Origin of the sequence: Pseudomonas nabeulensis, assembly GCF_004682045.1 — a bacterium.
GTDB classification, from domain to species: domain Bacteria; phylum Pseudomonadota; class Gammaproteobacteria; order Pseudomonadales; family Pseudomonadaceae; genus Aquipseudomonas; species Aquipseudomonas nabeulensis.
Genome location: NZ_QUZT01000025.1, coordinates 38,896 through 63,813, shown reverse-complemented (window position 1 = coordinate 63,813; position 24,918 = coordinate 38,896). Strand labels below are relative to the sequence as shown.

The 24,918-nt window shown below is 58.4% G+C and carries 22 protein-coding genes and 1 pseudogene; 8 read left to right on the top strand and 15 right to left on the bottom strand.

Annotated elements, in window-relative coordinates; all coding sequences use genetic code 11:
* Window positions 1–166 precede the first annotated feature (166 nt).
* The 4 genes from glpD to DYL61_RS15010 form a co-directional block, all read right to left on the bottom strand.
* Window positions 167–1,705 (bottom strand): glycerol-3-phosphate dehydrogenase, encoded by a 1,539-nt coding sequence (glpD, locus tag DYL61_RS15025; RefSeq protein ID WP_135308951.1) that lies wholly within the window; start codon window positions 1,703–1,705, stop codon window positions 167–169.
* Window positions 1,706–1,998: 293 nt separating this feature from the next.
* On the bottom strand, window positions 1,999–2,754 hold the full coding sequence (locus tag DYL61_RS15020; protein WP_135308950.1) for a DeoR/GlpR family transcriptional regulator: 756 nt from the start codon (window positions 2,752–2,754) through the stop codon (window positions 1,999–2,001).
* Between the two features lie 83 nt (window positions 2,755–2,837).
* Window positions 2,838–4,343 carry a glycerol kinase GlpK gene (gene glpK, locus DYL61_RS15015; RefSeq protein WP_105696366.1) on the bottom strand — a complete coding sequence of 502 codons (1,506 nt, stop codon included), beginning with the start codon at window positions 4,341–4,343 and terminating at the stop codon, window positions 2,838–2,840.
* 75 nt (window positions 4,344–4,418) lie between these two features.
* A complete protein-coding gene (locus DYL61_RS15010; RefSeq protein ID WP_105696365.1) occupies window positions 4,419–5,276 on the bottom strand; it encodes an MIP/aquaporin family protein in 858 nt (285 codons plus the stop codon).
* A gap of 327 nt (window positions 5,277–5,603) precedes the next feature.
* Between DYL61_RS15010 and ybaK the strand changes: the two genes are divergently transcribed.
* Window positions 5,604–6,074 (top strand): Cys-tRNA(Pro) deacylase, encoded by a 471-nt coding sequence (ybaK, locus tag DYL61_RS15005; RefSeq protein WP_105696364.1) that lies wholly within the window; start codon window positions 5,604–5,606, stop codon window positions 6,072–6,074.
* 160 nt (window positions 6,075–6,234) lie between these two features.
* Here ybaK and DYL61_RS15000 read toward each other — a convergent pair whose 3' ends face one another.
* Together DYL61_RS15000 and argF are read right to left on the bottom strand one after the other, a co-directional pair.
* Window positions 6,235–7,344 (bottom strand): ABC transporter ATP-binding protein, encoded by a 1,110-nt coding sequence (locus DYL61_RS15000; RefSeq protein WP_135308949.1) that lies wholly within the window; start codon window positions 7,342–7,344, stop codon window positions 6,235–6,237.
* Window positions 7,341–8,261, bottom strand: a complete 921-nt coding sequence (gene argF, locus DYL61_RS14995) for an ornithine carbamoyltransferase (RefSeq protein WP_135308948.1) — start codon at window positions 8,259–8,261, stop codon at window positions 7,341–7,343. Before argF ends, DYL61_RS15000 begins: the two co-directional genes overlap by 4 nt.
* A gap of 433 nt (window positions 8,262–8,694) precedes the next feature.
* Here argF and DYL61_RS14985 point away from each other — a divergent pair, with 433 nt between their 5' ends.
* On the top strand, window positions 8,695–10,803 hold the full coding sequence (locus DYL61_RS14985) for a molybdopterin oxidoreductase family protein (RefSeq protein WP_135308947.1): 2,109 nt from the start codon (window positions 8,695–8,697) through the stop codon (window positions 10,801–10,803).
* Between the two features lie 77 nt (window positions 10,804–10,880).
* Window positions 10,881–11,219, top strand: a complete 339-nt coding sequence (grxD, locus tag DYL61_RS14980; RefSeq protein ID WP_135308946.1) for a Grx4 family monothiol glutaredoxin — start codon at window positions 10,881–10,883, stop codon at window positions 11,217–11,219.
* Window positions 11,220–11,288: 69 nt separating this feature from the next.
* Here grxD and bfr read toward each other — a convergent pair whose 3' ends face one another.
* Both bfr and DYL61_RS14970 read right to left on the bottom strand, forming a co-directional pair.
* On the bottom strand, window positions 11,289–11,762 hold the full coding sequence (gene bfr, locus DYL61_RS14975) for a bacterioferritin (RefSeq protein ID WP_105696359.1): 474 nt from the start codon (window positions 11,760–11,762) through the stop codon (window positions 11,289–11,291).
* Between the two features lie 201 nt (window positions 11,763–11,963).
* Window positions 11,964–12,182: a bacterioferritin-associated ferredoxin gene (locus DYL61_RS14970; RefSeq protein WP_078740971.1), complete on the bottom strand. Its 219-nt coding sequence runs from the start codon at window positions 12,180–12,182 to the stop codon at window positions 11,964–11,966.
* Window positions 12,183–12,425: 243 nt separating this feature from the next.
* On the opposite strand from DYL61_RS14970, the gene DYL61_RS14965 reads away from it, so the two are divergent.
* A complete protein-coding gene (locus DYL61_RS14965) occupies window positions 12,426–13,028 on the top strand; it encodes a peroxiredoxin (RefSeq protein ID WP_105696358.1) in 603 nt (200 codons plus the stop codon).
* A 212-nt stretch (window positions 13,029–13,240) separates the two neighbouring features.
* Here DYL61_RS14965 and rnt read toward each other — a convergent pair whose 3' ends face one another.
* Window positions 13,241–13,912 (bottom strand): ribonuclease T, encoded by a 672-nt coding sequence (gene rnt / locus DYL61_RS14960; RefSeq protein ID WP_135308945.1) that lies wholly within the window; start codon window positions 13,910–13,912, stop codon window positions 13,241–13,243.
* On the bottom strand, window positions 13,909–14,955 hold the full coding sequence (gene pyrC, locus DYL61_RS14955; RefSeq protein ID WP_105696357.1) for a dihydroorotase: 1,047 nt from the start codon (window positions 14,953–14,955) through the stop codon (window positions 13,909–13,911). Before pyrC ends, rnt begins: the two co-directional genes overlap by 4 nt.
* A gap of 156 nt (window positions 14,956–15,111) precedes the next feature.
* Between pyrC and DYL61_RS14950 the strand changes: the two genes are divergently transcribed.
* The 3 genes from DYL61_RS14950 to DYL61_RS14940 all read left to right on the top strand — a co-directional run bounded on the left by DYL61_RS14950 (window position 15,112) and on the right by DYL61_RS14940 (window position 18,623).
* Window positions 15,112–16,020 carry a flagellar protein MotY gene (locus tag DYL61_RS14950; RefSeq protein ID WP_135308944.1) on the top strand — a complete coding sequence of 303 codons (909 nt, stop codon included), beginning with the start codon at window positions 15,112–15,114 and terminating at the stop codon, window positions 16,018–16,020.
* A gap of 129 nt (window positions 16,021–16,149) precedes the next feature.
* Window positions 16,150–17,367, top strand: coding sequence for an argininosuccinate synthase (locus tag DYL61_RS14945; protein ID WP_105696355.1), 1,218 nt, complete (start codon window positions 16,150–16,152; stop codon window positions 17,365–17,367).
* A 623-nt stretch (window positions 17,368–17,990) separates the two neighbouring features.
* Window positions 17,991–18,623: a response regulator transcription factor gene (locus tag DYL61_RS14940; protein ID WP_105696354.1), complete on the top strand. Its 633-nt coding sequence runs from the start codon at window positions 17,991–17,993 to the stop codon at window positions 18,621–18,623.
* Between the two features lie 81 nt (window positions 18,624–18,704).
* Here the strand turns inward: DYL61_RS14940 and DYL61_RS14935 are convergent, their stop codons facing one another.
* The 4 genes and pseudogenes from DYL61_RS14935 to metG form a co-directional block, all read right to left on the bottom strand.
* Window positions 18,705–18,887: a PA3496 family putative envelope integrity protein gene (locus DYL61_RS14935; protein ID WP_135308943.1), complete on the bottom strand. Its 183-nt coding sequence runs from the start codon at window positions 18,885–18,887 to the stop codon at window positions 18,705–18,707.
* 107 nt (window positions 18,888–18,994) lie between these two features.
* Entirely contained in the window at window positions 18,995–19,633 is a 639-nt protein-coding gene (gene nth, locus DYL61_RS14930; protein WP_135308942.1) for an endonuclease III, read from the bottom strand.
* Window positions 19,634–19,692: 59 nt separating this feature from the next.
* A pseudogene (gene rsxB, locus DYL61_RS14925) lies at window positions 19,693–20,682 on the bottom strand (electron transport complex subunit RsxB); the annotation flags it as partial.
* Between the two features lie 62 nt (window positions 20,683–20,744).
* Entirely contained in the window at window positions 20,745–22,796 is a 2,052-nt protein-coding gene (gene metG, locus DYL61_RS14920; protein WP_135308940.1) for a methionine--tRNA ligase, read from the bottom strand.
* A 162-nt stretch (window positions 22,797–22,958) separates the two neighbouring features.
* Between metG and apbC the strand changes: the two genes are divergently transcribed.
* Window positions 22,959–24,053 (top strand): iron-sulfur cluster carrier protein ApbC, encoded by a 1,095-nt coding sequence (gene apbC / locus DYL61_RS14915; protein WP_135308939.1) that lies wholly within the window; start codon window positions 22,959–22,961, stop codon window positions 24,051–24,053.
* A gap of 438 nt (window positions 24,054–24,491) precedes the next feature.
* On the opposite strand, the gene fdxA is transcribed toward apbC, so the two are convergent.
* Window positions 24,492–24,815 carry a ferredoxin FdxA gene (fdxA, locus tag DYL61_RS14910; RefSeq protein WP_135308938.1) on the bottom strand — a complete coding sequence of 108 codons (324 nt, stop codon included), beginning with the start codon at window positions 24,813–24,815 and terminating at the stop codon, window positions 24,492–24,494.
* Window positions 24,816–24,918: the final 103 nt, after the last annotated feature.

Here is a 24,918-nt window from a genome sequence, read left to right as displayed (position 1 = left end):
ATATGATTTATATGAATATTAACTTTGTGTGACGGGTTGGGTTTCGCCATTTGGTCCGGCAAACCGAATAGGTTGGGGCTTTAGCGTTCGGAAAACCGAATGGTCCGGACAGGCGTAAAAAAGCCCCTGGACCTTACGGTGCAGGGGCTTTTGTAGGATTTAACTGTCAGGCTGCTTCAATCTTGCCGCGATTCTGCTCGACTTTGGACAGGTAGCGTTGAACGTTCTCCTGTTCTTCCGGGGTGGTGAACAGGCCGAGCTTGGTCCGACGCCACAATACGTCCTGGGGCTGGGTCGCCCATTCTTCGGCGCACAGGTAGTCGACTTCACGGGTGTACAGGCCACCCCCCAAGTGGTCGCCCAGATCCGCCAGCGACTGTACGCCTTCGAGCAGGCGCCAGGTGCGGCTGCCGTAGGTGGTGGACCAGCGGCGCGCGATTTCGCTCGGCACCCACTCGAATTTCTGGCGAATGGCGTCGGCCAAGGCTTCTGGCGTAGTCATGTCTTCGCCGCCGGGCAGGCTGGCCTTGGCGGTCCAGCTTGGGCGCATCTGAGTGAAGTACGGGGCCAGTTGCGCCATCGCCGACTCGGCGAGCTTGCGATAGGTGGTCAGCTTGCCGCCGAATACCGACAGGATTGGTGCCTCCCCCTTGCCACCTGACAGCGCCAGGGTGTAGTCACGGGTGATGGCCGACGGGTTGTCCGACTCGTCGTTGCACAGCGGGCGCACACCGGAATAGGTGTGGACGATATCGTCGCGGCTCAGCTGTTTCTTGAAGTGGGCATTGACCACCTTGAGCATGTAGTCGGTTTCACCTTCGGTGATCGCGACTTTTGCCGGGTCCCCGGTGTATTCGCGGTCGGTGGTGCCGATGATGGTCAGGTGGTTCAGGTACGGAATGGTGAAGACGATGCGCTGGTCTTCATTCTGCAGGATGTGCGCGTGGGCGCCTTCGTACAGTTTCGGCACGATCAGGTGGCTGCCCTGAATCAGACGGATGCCGTAGGGCGAGTCCAGCTTGAGGTCGTCCTTGATGAACTTGGCGACCCATGGGCCAGCGGCGTTCACCAGTGCGCGCGCACGGATCGAGAACAGGCTGCCATCGGCGCGTTCCATGTTCATTTCCCACAGGCCCTTGCTGCGATGGGCGCTGATGCAACGGGTTTGAGTGTGGATGTGCGCGCCTTTCTCGCGGGCGGCCATGGCGTTCAATACCACGAGGCGGGCGTCATCGACCCAGCAATCAGAGTATTCGAAGCCTTTGGTGATTTCGCTTTTCAGCGGGCTGTCGGCACCGAACTTGAGGCTTTTCGAGCCGGCCAGTTTTTCGCGTTTGCCCAGGTTGTCGTACAGGAACAGGCCCGCACGAATCATCCATGCCGGGCGCAGGTGCGGACGGTGCGGCAACACGAAGCGCATTTGCTTGACGATATGCGGGGCTTTGGCCAGCAGTACTTCACGTTCAGCCAGGGCTTCGCGCACCAGGCGGAATTCGTAATGTTCGAGGTAACGCAGGCCGCCGTGGATCAACTTGCTGCTGGCGGACGAGGTGTGGCTGGCCAGGTCGTCCTTTTCGCAAAGGAATACCGACAAACCGCGACCGGCTGCGTCTGCTGCAATGCCGACGCCATTGATTCCGCCGCCGATAACGGCCACGTCATAGACTTCGGCAAGCGGTGGAGCAGGCAAGGTGGAAGGGTTCATCGGCTGGCCTCGCGAATTTTTCGTCTTGGAATTCGAACATTAATGTTCATTTGCGAAAATGGTAGCTGATAAACGCGGGCACAGCCACCCGACTTCGATTGAAAAAACTCATCGAAGGAGGGAGAAAGGAAAATTTGTGAACATTGAGGCGAGCCAGCCATTGATAAATTGGCTGTTTGGTAGACCGCTATCGGGGGCAAGCCCCCTCCCACATTTACTGTATTCACACCGCCTAAAGGGTGGGCACGGTCAGTGTGGGAGGGGGCTTGCCCCCGATGACGGTGGTACAGGCGCTAAACGACCTCCAGGCGAACCTTATGCTCATTCAGCAACTGCACCAACGCCGGCACCGGCTGCTGATCCGTCACCAAACAATCCACCAAACTGATCGGCCCCAGGCGAATCATGGCATTGCGCCCAAATTTGCTGGAGTCCGCCGCCAGGATCACCTGGCGCGCATTGGCAATGATCGCCTGGGATACCCGCACTTCTTGATAGTCGAAGTCCAGCAGGCTGCCATCTTCATCGATCCCGCTGATGCCCACCAACGCAAAGTCCACCTTGAACTGGTTGATGAAGTCGACACTCGCCTGGCCCACCACACCGCCGTCACGCCGCACATTACCGCCGGTCAGCAGCACGTCGAAGTCGTCCTTGGCGCTGAGCATGGCCGCAACGTTGAGGTTGTTGGTGATGATTTTCAGGTGGCTGTGGTTGAGCAGCGCACGGGCGATGGATTCGGTGGTAGTACCGATATTGATAAACAGCGAGGCATGGTCAGGGATCTGTGCGGCGATGGCTTCGCCGATGCGCTGTTTCTCATCGCGCATCTGGTCGGCACGCATGGCGTACGCGGTGTTTTCAACGCTGGAGTCATAGGCCGCGCCGCCGTGATAGCGGCGCAATAGATTGGCGTCCGCCAGTTGGTTGATATCGCGGCGGATGGTTTGCGGGGTGACGACGAAGAGCTGCGCCATTTCCTCGATACTGACATAGCCGCGTTCGCGGACCAGTTCGAGGATTTGTTGTTGGCGGGGAGGCAGATTCATGAGGCGTCCTTTGGGCTGCCGTACAAAAGTGGCCCATGATGACGCAGGAACCTGCTCCCTGCCAGTTACAACCCGAGGTTGGCTTATTCAGCGCCTTCGTGGGGTTCCCAGTCGCGGGTGCGGCTGACCGCTTTTTGCCAGCCAGCGTAGAGCTGTTCTTTTTCCTTTTCTTCCAGCTGCGGTTCGAATTCGCGCTCGATCACTGCCTTGCCGCGTAGCTCTTCCAGGCTGCCCCAGAAACCACAGGCCAGGCCTGCCAGGTAAGCGGCACCCAATGCGGTGGTTTCGCGCATTTGTGGGCGTTCTACTTGAGTGCCGAGGATATCGGCCTGGAATTGCATCAGGAAGTTGTTGGCCACCGCACCTCCATCTACGCGCAGGGCCTTGAGGCGTTCGCCCGAGTCCTGCTGCATGGCATCGAGTACGTCGCGGGTCTGGTAGGCAATCGACTCCAGGGCTGCGCGAATAATGTGGTCCACGCGTACGCCACGGGTCAGGCCGAACAGTGCGCCACGGGCGTACGGGTCCCAGTAGGGAGCGCCCAGGCCGGTGAAGGCCGGCACGAGGTACACGCCATTGCTGTCCTTGACCTTGCCAGCGAAGTATTCAGTGTCGTGGGCGTCGTTGATGATTTTCAGCTCATCCCGCAACCACTGCACGGTGGAACCACCGTTGAACACCGCGCCTTCCAGGGCGTAGGCCACTTCGCCACGTGGGCCGCAGGCGATGGTGGTGAGCATGCCGTGCTTGGATTTCACCGCTTTGTCGCCGGTGTTCATCAGCAGGAAGCAACCGGTGCCGTAGGTGTTCTTGGCCTGGCCGGCTTCGACGCACATCTGGCCGAACAGCGCGGCTTGTTGGTCACCGGCGATACCGCCGATGGCGATGCCGCTTTTGGTACGGCCGTAGATTTCCGAAGACGACTTAACTTCCGGCAGCATCTCGCGCGGAATGTCGAGAATCTCCAGCATCTTCGCGTCCCACTCCAGGGTGTGGATGTTGAAGAGCATGGTGCGCGAGGCGTTGGTGTAGTCGGTGACGTGGGTCTTGCCGCCGGTAAATTTCCAGATCAGCCAGCTGTCGACGGTGCCAAACAGCAGTTCGCCATTGCGCGCACGTTCGCGGCTGCCTTCGACGTTGTCGAGGATCCACTTGAGCTTGGTGCCGGAGAAGTACGGGTCGGTGACCAGGCCGGTGGTCTCGCTGATGTATTGCTCGTGGCCGTCGCGCTTGAGCTGCTGGCAAATCTCGGTGCTGCGGCGGCATTGCCAGACGATGGCATTGTAGATTGGGCGGCCGGTGACCTTGTCCCACACCACGGTGGTTTCACGCTGGTTGGTGATGCCGATGGCGGCGACCTGGTCGTGGTGCAGGCCGGCCTGGGCCAGGGCTTCGACCATCACGGCGCTCTGGGTGGCGAAGATTTCCATGGGGTCGTGTTCGACCCAGCCAGCCTGAGGGTAATGCTGGGCGAATTCACGCTGGGCGGTGCAGACCACGTTGGCGTCACGATCAAAGATGATCGCCCGGGAACTGGTGGTGCCCTGGTCGAGGGCAATGATGTAGTTCTTATTCTGAATATCGGTCATGTCGAATGCCTTGCAAATAAGAAAATCGGTAATCAGCCTGGGTCGCAAAAGGGCAGGGCGCCCAGGCTGGCGCTATCAGGAAATACGGGTCTTGCCGTTGACAGCCGTGTCAGTTGTTTCTTCAGCTATAGCAGGTGCGGCGCTCGGCAGATGACGGGCAATCAGGCCGCGGTAAGCCGCAGCGCCGAGGCATGCGCCGACGATCGGGCCAAAGATCGGCACCAGGAAATACGGAATATCGCGGCCGCCGGTGAAGGCCATTTCACCCCAGCCCGCGAAAAAGGTCATCAGCTTTGGCCCCAGGTCACGCGCCGGGTTCATCGCAAAGCCGGTCAGCGGGCCCATGGCGCTGCCGATCACCGCGATCAGCAAGCCGATCAGCAGCGGGGCCAGCGGGCCGCGTGGCAGGCCGTTGTTGTCATCGGTGAGGGCCATGATCACGCCCATCAGGATCGCGGTGATGACCATTTCCACCAGGAAGGCCTGGGCGGTACTCAGCAGCGCATGGGGGTAGGTGGAGAACACCGACGCCAATTCCAGGCTGGCCTGGGAGCCGCGGATCATATGATGGGTTTGTTCGTAATCGAAAAACAGGTTGCTGTAGAGGGTGTACACCAAGGCGGCCGAGCAGAAGGCGCCGGCGATCTGGGCGAGGATATAGAAGGGCAGTTTGCGCTTGTCGAAATCGGCAAAGATACACAGCGCGATGCTGACGGCTGGGTTGAGGTGCGCCCCGGAGATGCCGGCCGTGAGGTAGATCCCCATGCTGACACCCACCCCCCAGATGATACTGATCTCCCACAAACCAAAGCTGGCACCCGCAACCTTGAGCGCAGCGACACATCCTGTACCGAAGAAGATCAGAAGCGCAGTCCCCAGGAATTCGGCCATGCATTGGCTCGAAAGTGAAGGCTGTTGAAGAGCAGTAGTCATGGAAAACCTCAGTTGTTGTTCTTGTCTGGCGCACAACCTCAACGGGTTGTTGCGCGATTTTCACCGTGAAAAGGATCCCCATCCTGAGCGCGGCTTGCTGCTCGATTGCTGTAGGTGCATTCCTACAGTATTCGGAAACGAAAAAATATAGACAAGAATCACGGCTGTCAAAGGTCGAAAGTGAACCATCAGTCACTTTCCAATTATTGGTCTGATGAATGATCACGCTTGTCACATTGCACGTGCACCCTAAGAGTGGGCGAAGTAGAGCCTTTTACGCGGGCTTGGCCTAGAATTGGCGCTCTGTTTGCCAAGCCCGGAGAGGCCATGACCCCCGCATTGGATTTGTTGAAAAAAGTTCGCGCCGAACATCGCATTCACAGTTATGAACATGACCCCAAGGCAGCGTCGTATGGGCTGGAGGCCGCGGAGAAATTGAGCCTCGACCCGGCGCGGGTGTTCAAGACGCTGCTGGCCAGCAGCGAGAAAGGTGAATTGCTGGTGGCGGTGGTGCCGGTCGTCGGAAGTCTGGATCTCAAAGCGCTGGCCCACGCGGCGGGCGTCAAGAAAGTCGAGATGGCGGACCCCGCGGCGGCGCAGCGCTCAACCGGTTACTTGCTGGGCGGCATCAGCCCGCTGGGGCAAAAGAAGCGTTTGCGCACGTTTATCGATGAGACGGCACAGCCATTCGCGACGATTTTTGTGAGTGCGGGGAGGAGGGGGTTGGAAGTGGAGTTGCCGGCGACGGTGCTGGCTGAGCATACCCAGGCCAAATTTGCGCCGATTGGCCGGGCTTGAAATCCATTTTCTGAAAGTCGTGGAGATCAAGTGTGGGAGGGGCGGTGCGACGATTCGACTTGCCCCCGATGACGGTGTGTCAGTCTCTAGAGATATTTACTGATCCACCGCTATCGGGGGCAAGCCCCCTCCCACATTTTGACCCGGTTTCTTCAGGTAATCAGTGGGCTGGGCTGTAGCGCCGTACGCCTGAATCCGATTGTGGAATCTGCGCCGCCACACTGCCCGACGCCTGGAACAACACCAAATGCTCAGCCGCCACCCGAATGCCCACATCTGCCCCGACCTGATGGTCGGCATGGCTCGGGAAAATCGACTCCAGCTGCGCACCCGTCGGCAGTTGCAGGCGGTATAGCGTCGATGCACCCAGGAACGTCTTGCCGACAATTCGCGCTTTCAACGCGCTATCCGGCGCGTAGACGATGTCATCCGGACGCAGCAACACATCCACCGCGCCACCGGTCGGCCAGGTGTAGGCGCGATTCCCGCGCAAATCACCCAGTTCAGTGCTGACCGATTCCGGCGAGCTCAATTGGCCACGGATGAAATAGCCCTGGCCGATAAAGCTCGCAACGTATGGCGTCTGCGGTTCGTGATAAAGGTTGTAGGGCGTATCCCACTGCTCAAGGCGACCTTCCTTGAACACGCCGACCTGATCGCTCACCGCGAAGGCTTCTTCCTGGTCATGGGTGACCAGGATCGCACTGGTGCCCCGCGTCTTGAGGATGTCACGCACCTCATGGCTGAGCTTGCGGCGCAGTTCGCCATCGAGGTTGGAGAACGGTTCATCCAGCAGCAATAGCTGTGGCTCCGGCGCCAGGGCACGGGCGAGGGCGACGCGTTGTTGCTGGCCACCGGACAACTCGTGGGGGAAGCGCTTGCCCAGGTTTTTCAGGTTGACCAGCTCCAGCAATTCGGTGACCACGCGGTCTTTTTGCGGGTGCTTGCGAATGCCGAAAGCGATGTTGTCGGCGACGCTCAGGTGCGGAAACAGCGCGTAGTCCTGGAACACCATGCCAATGCGACGTTTCTCCGGAGCCAGTGTGAAACCGGCACTGGAGATCACTTCGCCAGCCAGGCTGATTTCGCCTTCGTGCACCGGCTCAAACCCGGCAATCGCACGTAGGGTCGTGGTCTTGCCGCAACCCGAGGAGCCCAGCAGGCAGCCGATATCGCCGGCATTGAGGTGCAGATTGAGGTTCTGCACCACCCGTTGATCTTGATAGCCGCATGCCAGATTGCGCAGGTTCAGCAGTAATGAATGGCTCATGCGTGGTGGTACGACGGCGGAACGAGAAATTCCAGCAACGCCTTTTGCGCATGCAGGCGGTTTTCGGCCTGGTCCCAGGCAACGGAACGCGGGTCATCCAGCAGGTCGAGGCTGATTTCTTCGCCACGGTGCGCTGGCAGGCAGTGCATGAACAGCACGTCCGGCGCCGCCAGGTCGAGCAGGGCACGGTTCACCTGGTACGGCGCGAACAGGGCCAGGCGCTGGGTGGTCTCGTCTTCCTGGCCCATGGAGGTCCAGACGTCGGTACTCACCAGGTGGGCGCCGGTCACGGCTTCACGTGGGTCACGCACGACGGTCACGCGGTCTCCGGCTTGCGCCAGGAAGCGCGCATCGGGCTCGTAGCCTTTCGGGCAAGCAACGCGCAGTTGGAAGTCGAACTGGATCGCCGCTTCTATATAGCTGTTGCACATGTTGTTGCCATCGCCGATCCACGCCACGGTCTTGCCTTGGATCGAACCACGGTGTTCAAGAAAGGTTTGCATGTCGGCCAGCAATTGGCACGGGTGCAGGTCATCGGACAGACCGTTGATCACCGGCACGCGGGAGTTGGCGGAAAATTCGGTCACGGTGCTGTGGGCAAAGGTACGGATCATCACCGCATCGAGCATGCTCGACATCACGATGGCGCTGTCGGCGACCGGCTCGCCACGGCCCAGTTGGGTGTCGCGCGACGACAGGAAGATGGCCTGGCCACCCAGTTGGATCATGCCGGCTTCAAAGGACACACGGGTGCGGGTCGACGACTTCTCGAAAATCATGCCGAGCACGCGGTTTTTCAAAGGCTCGAACAGTACGCCGCGGTTACGCAGGTCTTTTAGCTCAATGCCTCGACGGATCACGCTGACCAGCTCTTCGGGCGTGCAATCCATCAGGGAGAGAAAGTGCCTTGCGCTCATCATTAACTACCTTTTTGCAACAGACCGCAGATACTCAAAGCCTTGTTTATTGTGACAACGGGCGAGACCTGCGGCGAAAGCCGCACGGGGCGACGAAATAGGGGGAGGCGCGATATTGACATTAAATGTCGCGTCTTACCAATAGGGCTACGGTTTTTATGGGTGTTCAAGAAGGGCGCCAGAGCGCTTTTGAAGACGTTTTCCAGACAGCAGCGGGCCATTTGTACACTGGCCTCGTAACCTTTTGCAATGCGCAGGGGCGGGCTTGGGCCAGGGTGTGTCGGTTTCAGCGGGGCGTGGGAGGCTTTTGAAACATTTGCTCATGCTTGGTCATGGCTTGGCCTGATGCAGGCCGATTCACGGGACGAACGTTGCTGGCGCCCCTGTCGGTCGCAGCCCATAGTGGGATCAAAGCCCAATAAAGAGACTGGCCATGACCAAGACTCTCCACCACCGTGCCTGCCATCTGTGTGAAGCCATTTGCGGCCTGACCCTGGAAACCACCCAGGCCAACGACGGTAGCCTGGCAATCACTTCGATCAAGGGCGATGCGCTGGATACGTTCAGCCGCGGGCATATCTGCCCCAAGGCCGTGGCGCTGCAGGACATCCAGAATGACCCGGACCGTTTGCACCAGCCCATGCTGCGGGTGGGCAGTGAGTGGCAGCCGATTGCGTGGGAAGACGCCTTTGCCCTGGTCGCCGAAAAGCTGGCGGGCATTCAAGCCCGCCACGGCCAGAACGCGGTGGCGGTGTATCAGGGCAACCCCAGCGTGCATAACTACGGGTTGATGACCCACAGCAACTACTTTTTGGGCTTGCTCAAGACGCGCAATCGGTTTTCCGCAACCTCGGTGGACCAATTGCCCCATCACCTCACCAGCCACCTGATGTACGGCCATGGCCTCCTGTTGCCGATCCCGGATATCGACCACACCGACTTTATGCTGATCCTCGGCGGTAACCCGCTGGCGTCCAACGGCAGCATCATGACCGTGCCCGACGTGGAGAAGCGCCTCAAGGCGATCCAGGCCCGCGGTGGCAAAGTGGTGGTGGTCGACCCTCGGCGCAGCGAGACGGCGGCGATGGCTGATCAGCATTTGTTCGTACGGCCGGGTGGCGATGCGGCGTTGCTGTTCGGTGTGCTCAACACGTTGTTCAGCGAGAACCTGACCCGCGACACTCATCTGCCGGTTGAAGGCCTTGAGGATGTCCGGCAGGCCATTGCCGGATTTACCGCTGAATCCATGAGCCGCCAGTGTGCGGTGCCTGCCGAGCAGATCCGCCAGTTGGCGCGAGACTTCTCCGCTGCCGACAAGGCCGTGTGCTACGGGCGTATGGGGGTCTCGACCCAGGCATTTGGTACGTTGTGCCATTGGTTGGTGCAATTGATCAATTTGGTCACGGGTAACCTGGACCGTATCGGTGGGGCCTTGTGTACGACGCCGGCCGTGGACTTGGTGGCCGCCACGGGCGGTGGGCATTTCAATCGCTGGCAAAGCCGGGTGTCCGGGCGTCCGGAGTACGGTGGCGAGTTGCCTGTGTCGGCATTGGCCGAGGAAATGCTCACTGAAGGCGAAGGACAAATCCGCGCATTGGTGACGGTGGCGGGTAATCCGGTGTTGTCGACACCGAACGGTCGCCAGTTGGAACAGGCGCTGGATGGCTTGGAGTTCATGGTCAGCGTTGATCTGTATATCAACGAGACGACGCGCTATGCCGACTTGATCCTGCCGTCCACATCGGCCCTGGAAAACGATCACTACGACACGACTTTCAATATGTTCGCCGTGCGTAATGTCACCCGCTTCAATCGGGCGATCTTGCCCAAGCCTCCAGGCGCGCTGCATGACTGGGAAATTTTTGTTGGCCTGGCCAAGGCGTTTGCCGCGCACACCGGTGCTGCGTTGAAGCCGACCATGGCGCCAGCGCAGATGATCGACTTTGGGCTGCGTGCCGGAGTTTATGGCGATGCCTCGCCGCATAAGCTGTCAGTGGCGATGCTGGCGGATCATCCCCATGGCGTTGACCTGGGGCCGCTCAAGGCCAACCTCGCGTCGCGTTTGAAAACGGCCGGTGGCAAGGTGCAGGCCGCCCCGGCGGTGATCCTCGCCGACCTGGCGCGCTTTGCGGCGCAGCCCGTGCCTGAGGGCAACGAATTGCTGTTGATCGGCCGTCGGCATGTGCGCAGCAATAATTCGTGGATGCATAACTATCACCGCTTGGTGAAGGGCAAGCCTCGACACCAATTGCTGATGCATCCCGACGATCTAACGAGTCGGAAGCTAACTGATGGCCAGCGGGTGCGGGTGAGTTCGCGCATCGGCATGATCGAGGTGGAGGTGCTCGCCAGCCTGGACATGATGCCCGGCGTCGTCAGCCTGCCCCACGGCTGGGGGCACGCGCGCCCAGGTGTGCAGATGTCCATCGCCAGTGGTCAACCCGGTGCCAGTGCCAATGATTTGACCGACGAGCGGCAGTTGGATGAGTTATCGGGCAACGCAGCGCTCAATGGCGTACCGGTGCAGGTAGCAGCCGCCTGAGCACTGCGCTGGAATTTTGCGTTACAATGCGCCACCGTGCCGACCTGTGAGTCGCAAAGTTCCAGCCGAGGTGTTCCATGGATATCATCGAAACGATCAAAGAGCAGATTGCCAACAACACCATTCTGCTTTACATGAAGGGCGCACCTAACGCTCCTCAGTGCGGTTTCTCCGCGAAGGCTTCCCAGGCCATCATGGCGTGCGGCGAGAAATTCGCTTACGTGGATATCCTGCAAAACCCTGAAATTCGCGCCAACCTGCCGAAGTACGCCAACTGGCCTACGTTCCCACAGCTGTGGGTAGCCGGTGAGCTGGTCGGCGGCAGTGACATCATCGGTGAGATGGCGGCCGATGGCTCGCTGCAAACGCTGATCAAGGAAGCTGCAGCAAACGCGGCGGCCAAGACCGGCGCTTGATTTGCAGGCAATAAAAAGCCCCGCTTCTCGAAAGAGAGCGGGGCTTTTTTATACCTGCGGGCTGGGGGCTTATTCTTCGCCCATCTGCGATTGCAGGTAGTTTTCCAGGCTGACTTTGTCGATCAGGCCCAGTTGGGTTTCCAGCCAGTCGATATGTTCTTCCTGATCTTCCAGGATGTCTTCCAGCAGTTCACGGCTGCCGAAGTCGCCCTTGGTTTCGCAATGAGCGATGGCGGCCTTGAGGTCGCTGTGGCTCTTTTGCTCGAACTTCAAGTCGCTGCTGATCATTTCCTGAGTGTGCTCGCCGATGTTCAGCTTGCCCAGGTCCTGTACGTTCGGCAGGCCTTCCAGGAACAGGATGCGCTTGATCAGCTTGTCCGCATCTTTCATGGCCTTGATGGATTCTTTGTATTCACGCTTGCCCAGCTTTTCCAGGCCCCAATCGTCGTACATGCGCGCATGCAGGAAGTACTGATTGATCGCGACCAGTTCATTGGCAAGGATTTTATTGAGTTGCTGGATGACTGAGATGTCGCCTTTCATGACTGGGGTCCTGCCCTGTAATCGCTGTGTATAGGGCGGAGTTTGAGCGGCGAAAACCCTAGTGTCAAACCTAAGTTATTGAATAATAAATGAAAATTAATCGGAATAAGAATGTTTGTGTTCCGCGTCTTGGCGCTAACTAATTGAATTGCAGGCATAAAAAAACCGGACACTAAGTCCGGTTCTTTAAAACACGCCCAATTAGGCGTGTGTAAATTCTGCTGTGTAGGGGAGCGCGGCCTGGGCTGTTTGCAGCTGCGTCAGGGTTTCCCGTACGACTTGCTTGGCGAGGCAAGCGCATTTGCCGCACTGGCTGGCAACGCCGGTGGTTTCACGCACTTCCTTGTAGCTGCAGCAACCTTCGTAGATTGCTTCGCGGATTTGTCCGTCGGTGACGCCGGTACAAAGACACACATACATAAGGGAGAACCGTCGCGGGTTTAAGGCTTAAGTGCGATGGATCTTAATGTTAACGAGAATGATTGTCAAAGTAGAATCGTAGGGTATTGGCTGGCATTGCGCCCGCACTGACGAACGGTTTTTTCAGTGTATGATGGTCGGTCTTCACGAAGCGTGACTGCGTCACAGGGCTGTCGCTTATCAGCGGCAGACTTGGATCGGTCCTTTTACTTCAATCGTCACCCTCACATCAGGAGATACCCAATGAGCGTACTCGTCGGCAAACAAGCCCCGGATTTCGACGTACCTGCCGTCCTCGGCAATGGCGAAATCGTAGACAGCTACAAACTGTCTGAAGCCATCAAAGGCAAATACGGCCTGGTGTTCTTCTACCCGCTGGACTTCACCTTCGTCTGCCCTTCGGAGCTGATCGCTCTGGACCATCGTATGGACGATTTCAAGGCGCGCAACGTTGAAGTGGTCGCGGTTTCCATCGACTCCCACTTCACCCACAACGCCTGGCGCAACACCGCCATCAATGATGGCGGCATCGGCAAAGTCAAATACACCATGGCTGCCGACCTGAAGCACGACATCGCCAAGGCCTATGACGTTGAATCCGAAGGCGGCGTGGCTTTCCGTGGCGCATTCCTGATCGACGACAAAGGCGTTGTTCGCTCCCAGATCGTTAACGACCTGCCACTGGGCCGTAACATGGAAGAACTGATCCGCCTGGTCGACGCTCTGCAATTCCACGAAGAGCACGGCGAAGTTTGCCCGGCCAACTGGAAAAAAGGCGACAAAGGCATGAACGCTTCGCCAGAAGGCGTTGCGGCTTACCTGACCGAGAACGCCGGCAAGCTGTAAGCCACGTTCGAGGTACAAAAAAACCGGCCTGAGAGGGCCGGTTTTTTTATGAGCGGGATAGGGTCTGTAGTGAGCGGGCTTGCCCCGCGCTGGGTGGCGAAGCCGCCCCAAACTCAAGCTCCTCGGTCTCTCTGAAGCACCGCGGCGGCCTTATTGGGGCGGCTTTGCCGCCCAGCGCGGGGCAAGCCCGCTCACTACAAAAGCTCGCGATTTCAGTCGTTGAAGTCTTCCCAACCGCCCATGTCTTTCCAGCGATTGACGATGCCGCAGAACAACTCAGCCGTCTTCTCCGTGTCATAGCGCGCCGAGTGGGCCTCACGACCGTCAAAGTCGATACCGGCTGCCTGGCAGGCTTTGGCCAGCACGGTCTGACCGTAAGCCAGGCCCGCGAGGGTGGCAGTGTCGAAGCTGGAGAACGGGTGAAACGGGTTGCGCTTCATGTCCAACCGCGCCACGGCTGCATTCAGGAATCCCAGGTCGAAGCTGCTGTTGTGGCCCACCAGAATCGCACGTTTACAGCCATTGGCTTTCAACGCCTTGCGCACGCCGCGGAAGATATCGGTCAGCGCCGCTTCTTCGCTCACCGCCATGCGCAGTGGGTGATCGAGCTTGATGCCAGTGAATTCCAGGGCGGCTGCTTCGATATTGGCGCCTTCGAACGGTTCGACGCGGAAGAAGTGGGTGTGCTCCGGGAACACAAAACCCTGTTCATCCATGCCGATGGTGGTCGCAGCGATTTCCAACAGCGCGTCGGTAGCGCTATTGAAACCACCGGTTTCTACGTCGATGACAACCGGCAGATAGCCGCGAAACCGCTCGGCCATCGGGTGGCGAGAGCCGCCACCACTGTGCTCGTGTTCGTCGTCGTAATGGTCGTCACTCACTTGCTTTCCTCCAGCAGGCGCCAGCGCAGTGTTTCACCGGCGCGCAGCGGGATAACAGTCAGCTCGCCAAACGGCAGGCTGGCAGGGGCGGTCCAGTCTTCACGGACCAGGGTGATGCGGTCGGTATTCGCCGGCAGGCCGTAGAACCGCGGGCCGTTGAGGCTGGCGAACGCTTCGAGTTTGTCCAGCGCGTTGCGTTGTTCGAACGCTTCGGCGTACAGCTCGATTGCGGCATAGGCGGTGTAGCAACCGGCACAACCGCATGCGGCTTCCTTGGCATGCTGGGCGTGAGGCGCGGAGTCGGTGCCGAGGAAGAACTTCGGATTACCGCTGGTCGCTGCGTCCAGCAAGGCCACCTGATGGGTGTTGCGCTTGAGGATCGGCAGGCAATAAAAGTGCGGCCGAATCCCGCCCACCAGCATGTGGTTGCGGTTGTACAGCAAGTGATGAGCGGTGATGGTCGCACCGACGTTGGCCGAAGCCTCGGTGACGAACTGCACCGCGTCGGCCGTGGTGATGTGTTCGAACACCACCTTGAGGGTCGGGAACAGCTCGACCACACGGCGCATATGCTCGTCGATGAAGATCTTCTCGCGGTCGAACACGTCCACGTCGCCACGGGTGACTTCACCGTGGATCAACAGCGGCATGCCGACTTCAGCCATGGCTTCGATGGCCGGCAGGATCTTGTCGATACTGGTCACGCCGGAATCGGAGTTGGTGGTCGCGCCTGCCGGGTACAGCTTGGCGGCATACACGAAACCGCTGGCCTTGGCCTCGCGAATCTCTTCGGGCTGGGTGCGGTCGGTAAGGTAGAGCACCATCAACGGTTCGAAGCGGCTGCCGGCCGGCCGCGCAGCGAGGATACGCTGGCGATAGGCATCGGCTTGCTCGGCATTACGCACCGGAGGTACCAGGTTAGGCATGATGATGGCGCGGCCAAACGTGCGCGCTACATCGGCCACGGTTTGGGGTAACGCAGCACCATCGCGAAGATGAATATGCCAGTCGTCGGGACGCAGCAGGGTCAGGCGGTCGGACATTGGGGATTCCAGGCGGGTCAATCTGGGGCGAATGCTACCGGAAAAGACTCTTGCAGGCACTCGCTATCAAGTTTTGCAGGATGCATCCGATAGCCTTTTGTATGCCTTTTCGATGTATGACGCTTTGACGTGTTGTAGAAACCAGTGGAGCCGCCCGTGCGCCAGCAATATCTAGCCCTGCTCAGTGTGTTCGCCAGCCTGCCTGCGATGGCCCTCACGTTCCAGACACGTCTGGAGAATATTGAGTGGAAGGTAGAGGGCGATCAGTTCGAGTGCCGCTTGACCCAACCGATCACCGATTTTGGTTCGGGTGAGTTCGTGCGCCGGGCCGGTGAGCAGGCGACGTTTCGCCTGAAAGCCTACAGCGGCGCGCTGGGCGCTGGTTCGGCCACTTTGTTGGCAGCTGCTGCCCCGTGGCAACCTGGGCGAGGTGATATCAACCTCGGCGCCGTGCGTGCCGGCAGTGGCGATGTGCTGTTTAACACTTCTCAAGCCCAGGCCGGACGCTTGTTTACCGGCTTGCTGGAAGGACGCAGCCCCACAGTCCGGCATTACGGGCGCGCAGGTGGCTATTCGGAAATCCGTCTGCTGCCGGTGAAGTTCAACAAGGCCTACAACGACTATCAGCTGTGCACCACCAAGCTGTTGCCGATGAACTACGATCAGGTCAAACAGACCGAGGTGGGGTTTCCCGGTGGCGGTATCGAGCTGGACGCGGCGGCCAAGAAGAAGCTGGATGTGATCCTCGCGTTCATGAAAGCCGACCCCACCGTCAACCATATCGAGTTGAACGGTCACTCGGACAACAGCGGCAATCGCCTGACCAACCGTGACGTCTCGCGCCGCCGTGGCTTGGCGGTGATGGACTATTTCAAGGCCAACGGCATCCAGGAATCCCAGATCACCCTGCGCTTCCACGGCGAGAGCTACCCGCTGGTACCCAATACCAATCCTGCCAATCGGGCCCGGAATCGCCGCGTAAATATTCAGTTGGAACGCGTGGCCGCCCCCGAGAAGCCGGCGCCCCAAGCTGCTGCTCCGAGCAACCCGGCGGCGACCTCATAAGGCGCGACCATCGGTCGCCCGCTCGACATAATCTGTCGCTTTATCTTCATTTGCTGTCGCGCCCCTGTAAATTCACGGTTTTGGTCGGTAGAATCGACGGCTTTCCGTACAACCCCGTGGAGTGATGGCATGGCCGACGTAAACAAGGTCGTTCTCGCGTATTCCGGCGGCCTGGACACTTCGGTGATCCTCAAGTGGCTGCAGGATACTTATAACTGTGAAGTGGTGACCTTCACCGCTGACCTGGGTCAGGGCGAAGAGGTCGAACCTGCACGTGCCAAGGCGCAAGCCATGGGCGTGAAAGAGATCTACATTGACGACCTGCGCGAAGAGTTCGTCCGCGATTTCGTTTTCCCGATGTTTCGCGCCAACACCGTCTACGAAGGCGAGTACTTGCTGGGTACCTCCATCGCACGTCCGCTGATCGCCAAGCGCCTGATCGAAATCGCCAACGAAACCGGCGCTGACGCCATTTCCCATGGCGCTACCGGCAAGGGCAACGACCAGGTGCGTTTCGAGCTGGGCGCCTACGCCCTCAAGCCAGGCGTGAAAGTGATTGCTCCTTGGCGCGAATGGGACCTGCTGTCTCGTGAAAAGCTGATGGATTACGCTGAAAAGCACGCAATCCCGATCGAGCGTCACGGCAAGAAGAAGTCCCCGTACTCGATGGACGCCAACTTGCTGCACATCTCCTATGAAGGCGGCGTGCTGGAAGACACCTGGACCGAACACGAAGAAGACATGTGGAAATGGACCGTCTCCCCGGAGAACGCTCCAGACAAGCCGCAGTACCTGGAACTGACCTACCGCAACGGCGACATCGTCGCGCTGGACGGTGTCGAAATGACCCCGGCCACCGTGTTGGCGACTCTGAACCGTATCGGTGGTGAGCACGGTATCGGCCGCCTCGACATCGTCGAGAACCGTTACGTGGGCATGAAGTCCCGTGGCTGCTACGAAACCCCAGGCGGCACCATCATGCTGCGCGCTCACCGCGCCATCGAGTCCATCACCCTGGACCGTGAAGTGGCTCACCTCAAAGATGAGTTGATGCCCAAGTACGCCAGCCTGATCTACACCGGCTACTGGTGGAGCCCTGAGCGTCTGATGCTGCAACAGATGATCGACGCCTCCCAGGTCCACGTGAATGGCGTTGTGCGCCTGAAGCTGTACAAGGGCAACGTGATCGTTACCGGTCGCAAATCCGATGAATCGCTGTTCGACGCCAATATCGCCACCTTCGAAGAAGATGGCGGCGCCTACAACCAGGCGGACGCAGCAGGCTTCATTAAGTTGAATGCATTGCGCATGCGTATTGCTGCCAACAAAGGCCGCGCGTTGTTCTGAGTGTTTGGCTTGTTGTGAAAAATGGCCCCTTTTTCAAGGGGCCATTTTTTTTGCCGGTTGAATTTAACCAGCCGTGATGTTTATAACGATTAAACGTATCTTGAAAATGTTGAATTAGTAAATCGAATGGGTAGTTGGTTTTTTGGGTGTTGAGTGAGTTTTGTAGGCTGAATGAATTTTTTACACCTGATTGGGAACTAGTCTTACAGAAGATTCACTCATGGAAGTGTGGTTGATGCGTAACTAACGGAAATCTCTGTAGGAAATTGGAGTGTAAAAAAATATGTTAAATGGAACCAAAGCAGCCGAGCTTTTTCAGTCGGCCTGCAGTCCCTTGGTGTCAAGGCAAGGGGCATTTCCTGAAACCCATGTGCGTTACCTTCACTTTTGCCCCCATGTTTCCTGGAGAATTCACACGAAATATGAATGGCTCAGGAAAGGTCTGAAAGGCTCCATAAAACTCGATACATCTGCTCAGGTGTTTTTTTGTAGGGCATTTCCTTTATCTTTGTGGGTTGGGTCTCTGCTTGCTGTTGCTCGGGGGGGAGCGCTATGCCAACTAGGAAACGACTAGGCTATTGTGTTTGCTCTAAATAATTCGAACAGCGAAATTGGACTTTCTCATGAATAAAGTGCTGATCGTGGATGATCATCCCGTCATTCGTCTTGCTGTGCGCATGCTAATGGAGCGTCATGGTTATGAGGTCGTTGCCGAGACCGATAACGGTGTCGATGCGTTGCAACTTGCGCGGGAACATACGCCGGACATTGTCATACTGGATATAGGCATTCCCAAACTCGACGGCCTGGAAGTTATTTGCCGGTTGTCCTCCACCAAACAACCTGCGCCGTTCAAGGTGCTGGTACTGACCTCACAGGCCCCGGGCCATTTTTCCATGCGCTGCATGCAAGCTGGAGCTGCCGGGTATGTCTGCAAGCAGCAAGACCTGACGGAATTGCTGAGTGCTATCAAGGCTGTTCTATCGGGCTACAGCTATTTTCCGAACCAGGCCCTCAACTCCGTACGTTCCACCATGGGCAATGCCAGCGAGGCCGACATGGTGGAGCGCCTATCAGGCCGGGAAATGATGGTGTTGCAGCAGTTGGCCAAAGGGAAGACCAACAAGGAGATCGCCGACGGTATGTTTCTCAGCAACAAGACTGTGAGTACCTACAAGACCCGCCTGCTGCTCAAGCTCAATGCCCGTTCCCTGGTGGACCTGATCGAGTTGGCGCAGCGCAACGGCCTGGTATAGAAGACAGCTCAGCAACCCGCGCCTGCTTTACCGGCAAAAAAAAGCCTCCGTCTGGGAGGCTTCCGGTCGTCGACTGTTCGATCAAAGGTCGAAGTCGTAATCGGCCAGTTGTTTTTGCAAGCGTCGCTCTTCCAGAAGGTTGTCGATAGTGCGGCGTTTGCTCAGATTGGTCTTGGCGACTTCTGCCACAGGGGTTTCCTCTCCCTCGTCATCCGACTCAACGAGGTCATCTTCCACTTCCAGTTGTTCTTTGCCAGTGCTCATAAGGTTCACTCCGGGCTAAGACTGCCGTTGGCGCTCCTTATAACGATAATCCATGATTGGGTAAAAAAGATTTTTTCAATCGAAGGATCGAGAAAGTCAATGATTCCTCAATCGTCAGAGGTCTTGTCCTTGTATTCACACAGGTCTTCGATACGGCAACTGCCGCAACGCGGCTTGCGGGCCTGGCAAACGTAGCGGCCATGCAGGATCAACCAGTGGTGGGAATCGAGCAGGTAGGGTTTGGGTACAAACTTCATCAATTGTTTTTCTACTTCCACCACATTTTTTCCACGGGCAATACCGGTACGGTTGCTTACCCGGAAAATGTGCGTGTCCACCGCCATTGTCAGTTGTCGGAAGGCCGTGTTGAGTACCACGTTAGCCGTCTTGCGGCCCACACCTGGAAGGGCCTCCAACGCTTCACGAGTCTGTGGTACTTCGCTCCCATGCATCTCCACCAATAGGCGGCACGTCTCGATAACGTTCTTGGCCTTGCTGTTATACAGGCCGATGGTCTTGATGTACTCCGACAAACCTTCCACGCCGAGGGCATAGATCGCCTCTGGGGTGTTGGCGACTGGGTACAGTTTTGCCGTAGCCTTGTTGACGCCAACGTCTGTGGACTGGGCCGACAAAATCACCGCAATCAGCAACTCGAACGGCGTGGAGTAGGCCAGTTCGGTTTTCGGTTCTGGATTGTCTTCGTGAAGCCTGCGGAAAATTTCCAGGCGTTTTGCGGCGTTCATCGGGCAGGTGGTTCCTTGCAGGCGGTCAACGGGATTTCTCTGGATGACTCAGGCTCGAATCATTGTGCGCCATCAGCATCCACCAAGCGCTGAGCCTCATCAAGCCTGCGCTGTGCGTTTGCCAGTTGCTGTGGATCAGACTGTTGGTCCTGAGCCTTCTTCAATTCGGCGCGGCGCATCGCCAACTGGATCTTGGCGCGTTTGAGGTCGGCGGGATTGCGTGGCGCTGGGTGGGCTACCGGTGCGCTGTTCAGCTCCAGTGCCGCCAGTGCCTGCTCGGATGCCTCAAATTGTTGTTGCAGCACGATCAATTGCGACTGTTGCTCGAAGGTCGGTGGATGGCCGAATGCCTTCAAGGACTTGTGCAGTTGGGCACGACTCATCGCAACGTTGATTTTGGCTTTTTTGATCGCGGCGTCATGGGCCGCTTGCTGGGTATTCTCAAGCGGTGTTTCCACGGGCGGCGTGCGTTTAGCGCGGGCCAGGCGTTCGGCAAGCTTGTGATCTTCTTCGCGTTGCAAGCGCGCATGGCGTTGTTCAAACCGCCGCCGGGCGCGATCACGCTTGAGGCCGCGTTCGTGCCGCTCGAGATCAGTACTCGCCAGGCCGCCAATGATGGGGATCACAGTTGCCAGCGGGCGCATCTCAATGCAATCGACAGGGCATGGGGCTACGCACAGGTCGCAGCCGGTGCATTCATCGATGATCACGGTATGCATCAGCTTGGCGGCGCCGACTATTGCGTCCACCGGGCAGGCCTGGATGCACTTGGTGCAGCCGATGCACTCGGCTTCGCGGATATAGGCGATTTGCGCCGGCGCTTCACCTCGCCTGGTATCCAGCTCCAATACGGCTACGCGCAGCAGTTGCGCCAGGCCGGAAATCGTCTCCTGACCGCCAGGCGGGCACTTGTTGATCGCTTCGCCTTGGGCAATGCCCTCGGCGTAAGGTTTGCAACCCGGGTGTCCGCATTTGCCACACTGGGTCTGCGGTAACAGCGCATCGATACGTTGAATGAGGTTCATGCTGTGATCATGGGTATGCCGGTTGCACGCACTGAGCGACTGTTGTGGTGAGCGGGCTTGCCCCGCTCACCATGCCACAGACGAGACTACTTGATGCGTTGACCCGGCTTGGCGCCGCTATCAGGGCTGAGCAGGTAGATCTCTTCACCACCAGGGCCAGCCGCCATCACCATGCCCTCGGAGATACCGAACTTCATTTTCCGCGGCTTGAGGTTGGCGATCATCATGGTCAGGCGACCATCGAGCTTGGAGGGGTCCGGGTAAGCGCTCTTGATGCCCGAGAACACGTTGCGTTGCTCATCACCGATGTCCAGGGTCAGGCGCAGCAGCTTGTCGGCACCTTCCACCGCTTCGGCCTTGATGATCAGCGCAACACGCAGGTCCACGGCGGCAAAAGCGTCGAACTCGATTTCCGGGGAAAGCGGGTCCTTGGCCAGTTCACCGTTGCCAGTCGGAGCCGATTCGCCGGTGTCGGTCTGGCTGGCGACCAGGTCTTCTTTCGAAGCGTCGGTCATGGCCTGGACTTTGACCGGGTCGATACGGGTCATCAACGGCTTGAACTCGTTCAACTGATGGTTGGCGAGCAGGGTTGCGTGGTCGTTCCAGGTGAGTGGTGCGACGTTGAGGAACGCTTCGGCGTCGGCGGCCAACAACGGCAGCACTGGCTTGAGGAAGATCACCAACTGGCGGAACAGGTTGACGCCCGTGGCGCAGATCGCCTGGACTTCCGCCTGCTTGCCTTCCTGTTTGTTCAGCGACCATGGCGCCTTGTCGGCGATCCAGGCGTTGGCACGGTCGGCCAGGCCCATGATCTCGCGCATGGCGCGGGCAAAGTCGCGGGCTTCATAGGCATCGGCGATGCTTGGCGCGGCGGCCAGGAACGCATCGGTCAATTCCGGCGCAGCGTTCTCGGCTACCAGCAGGCCGCCGTTACCCTTGTGGATAAACCCGGCACAACGGCTCGCGATGTTAACGACCTTGCCCACCAGGTCCGAGTTGACCTTCTGTACGAAGTCTTCCAGGTTCAGGTCCAGGTCATCTACGCCACGGCCCAGCTTGGATGCGTAGTAGTAGCGCAGGTATTCCGGCGACAGGTGGTCCAGGTAGGTGCGCGCCTTGATAAAGGTGCCACGGGACTTGGACATTTTCTGGCCATTGACCGTCAGGTAGCCGTGCACGTTGATGGCGGTCGGCTTGCGATAGCCCGAGCCTTCAAGCATCGCCGGCCAGAACAGGGCGTGGAAGTTGACGATGTCCTTGCCGATGAAGTGATACAGCTCGGCGGTGGAGTCTTTATTCCAGAACGTGTCGAAGTCCAGATCTGGCGTGCGATCGCACAGGTTCTTGAAGCTGGCCATGTAGCCGATTGGCGCATCCAGCCACACATAAAAGTATTTGCCAGGCTCGCCCGGGATCTCGAAGCCAAAGTACGGCGCATCGCGGGAGATGTCCCACTGTTGCAGACCGCTGTCGAGCCATTCGGCGAGCTTGTTGGCCACGGCGTCCTGCAGGGTGCCGCTGCGGGTCCAGGTTTGCAGCATTTGCTGGAAATCCGGGAGCTTGAAGAAGAAGTGCTGGGAATCCTTGAGTACCGGGGTGGCACCGGAGATCGCCGACTTCGGATCCTTCAATTCAGTCGGCGCGTAGGTTGCGCCGCATTTCTCGCAGTTGTCGCCGTATTGGTCTTCGGTACCGCATTTCGGGCAGGTGCCCTTGATGAAGCGGTCGGCCAGGAACATTTTCTTTTCCGGGTCGAAATACTGGGTCACCGAGCGCTGGTCGATATGCCCGGCGTCCTTCAACCGCAGGTAGATCTGGCTCGACAGCTCGCGGTTTTCTTCGGAGTGGGTCGAGTGGAAGTTATCGAAATCCACCAGGAACTCGGCAAAGTCGGCGCTGTGTTCAGCCTGCACGTTGGCGATCAGTTGTTCCGGGGTGATGCCTTCCTTTTCGGCGCGCAACATGATGGCCGAACCGTGGGCGTCGTCCGCGCAGACATAAATGCATTGATTGCCGCGATGCTTCTGGAAGCGCACCCACATATCGGTCTGGATGTACTCGAGCATATGGCCAAGATGGATGGAACCATTGGCATAGGGCAGGGCGCTGGTGACGAGGATCTTGCGTGGCTCGGACATGGGGCTCGGCTACTTGATGAAACGGAGGTCGGCCACTATAAAGCGCCGGGAAATATATTTCACCCCGTGGCGTTGTTTCCGCGTGTTCAAAGCATGCCGCTGGGCGCCTGGAACGGTTAGGATAGCCGCCTGTTTCAGTCAGTCTTTTTTCGGGAGTAGCCCATGAGCGCCGTCAATCGCGCAGCGGTGGAAGCCGTTCTTCGCCAGTACACCGACCCCTATTTGAACCAGGACCCGGTCAGCGCCGGTTGCGTACGTGCCATCGACATCCAGGGCGACCAGGTCTCGGTCCAGCTGGAGCTCGGCTATGCCGCCGGCCTGTTCAAGAGCGGTTGGGCACAGATGCTGCAAATGGCCATTGAAGGCCTGGACGGTGTTCGCGCGGCCAAGGTCGACATCCAGTGCGTGATTGCGCCGCACAAGGCTCAAGCACAGATTCCTGGCTTGGCCAACGTCAAGAACGTGGTCGCCGTGGCTTCGGGCAAAGGTGGCGTGGGTAAATCCACGACCGCCGCCAACCTGGCACTGGCACTGGCACGTGAAGGCGCGCGCGTCGGCATTCTGGACGCCGATATCTACGGCCCCAGCCAAGGCGTGATGTTCGGCATCGCCGAGGGCACGCGACCGAAGGTCAAGGATCAGAAATGGTTTGTACCTATCGAGTCCCTGGGCGTGGAAGTCATGTCCATGGCCTTTCTTACCGATGACAACACGCCGATGGTCTGGCGCGGGCCGATGGTTTCCGGTGCGTTGCTGCAACTGGTCACCCAGACCGCCTGGGGCGACCTGGACTATCTGGTGATCGACATGCCTCCAGGCACCGGTGATATCCAATTGACCTTGGCGCAGAAGGTCCCGGTGGCCGGCTCGGTGATCGTCACCACGCCCCAGGACCTGGCGCTGCTCGACGCGAAAAAAGGCGTGGAGATGTTCCGCAAGGTCAATATCCCGGTGCTGGGCGTGGTAGAGAACATGGCCGTGCACATCTGTTCCAACTGCGGTCACGCTGAGCACCTGTTCGGTGAAGGCGGCGGTGAGAAGCTTGCGACCCAATACGGTGTCGAACTGCTGGCCTCGCTGCCGCTGTCGATGTTGATCCGTGAGCAGGCCGACGGCGGTAAGCCTACGGCGGTCGCCGAGCCGGACAGCCAGATCGCCATGATCTACCAGGAGCTTGCCCGTCATGTGGGCGCGCGAATTGTGCTGCAGGAAGCCGCGGCGCCGGCCATGCCGACGATTACCGTCAGCGACGACTGAGTGAGAACGGGTGCTTTTTACGCTTTTACGCAATGGCTGGTGTAAGCATTCGCTTACTTTTCCGTAAGCGAATGGTTTTTTCAGTCGGCATGAGCGACTCGAAACAGCGCAAGATTTTTCTATCTGTTTGATATTAAACAAATATTTATCGTTGCGTAGACGGCTTTGCCTATCGGTCACCGAGTCGCATCCCGTTGAACTTCTTTTGGAACTCTCTAAGATCAGCCCTGTGTCCACGGATTGGCACAGCCATCAAGGAACGATGGTTTGAAGGAACGTCGCAGGATGCGATTCATCAGGATGATGAAAAGGAATACAGGGACTAGGGAAAAAATGTGGGCGGGTCATACCGCCCCTTTTTTTGCCTGTAGAAAAGTAAACGCTACCCTCAAAACGCAAAAAAGGCCCCGAAGGGCCTTTTCTGTCACAGCAAACCGATCAGCGTTCCAGCTCAGCGATCTTGCCCGGTTTGCCATCCCATTCAGCTGCGTCAGGCAGCGAATCTTTTTTCTCGGTGATATTGGGCCAGATTTCAGCCAGCTCGACGTTCAGCTGGATGAACTGTTCCATACCTGCCGGGACTTCGTCCTCGGAGAAAATTGCGACGGCCGGGCATTCCGGCTCACACAGGGCGCAATCGATGCACTCATCCGGGTGGATTACCAGGAAATTCGGGCCTTCGTAGAAGCAGTCCACCGGACATACTTCCACGCAGTCGGTGTACTTGCACTTGATGCAGTTGTCGGTGACGACGAAGGTCATTTCTAATTCTCTCCTCAGGCGGCGGCAGCGAAACCCTTTGTGGCAGGGCTCGCGAGGTTCGGGAGCGATAGTCTGCAGGCCAGGCTAAAAGCCCGCAGCATCC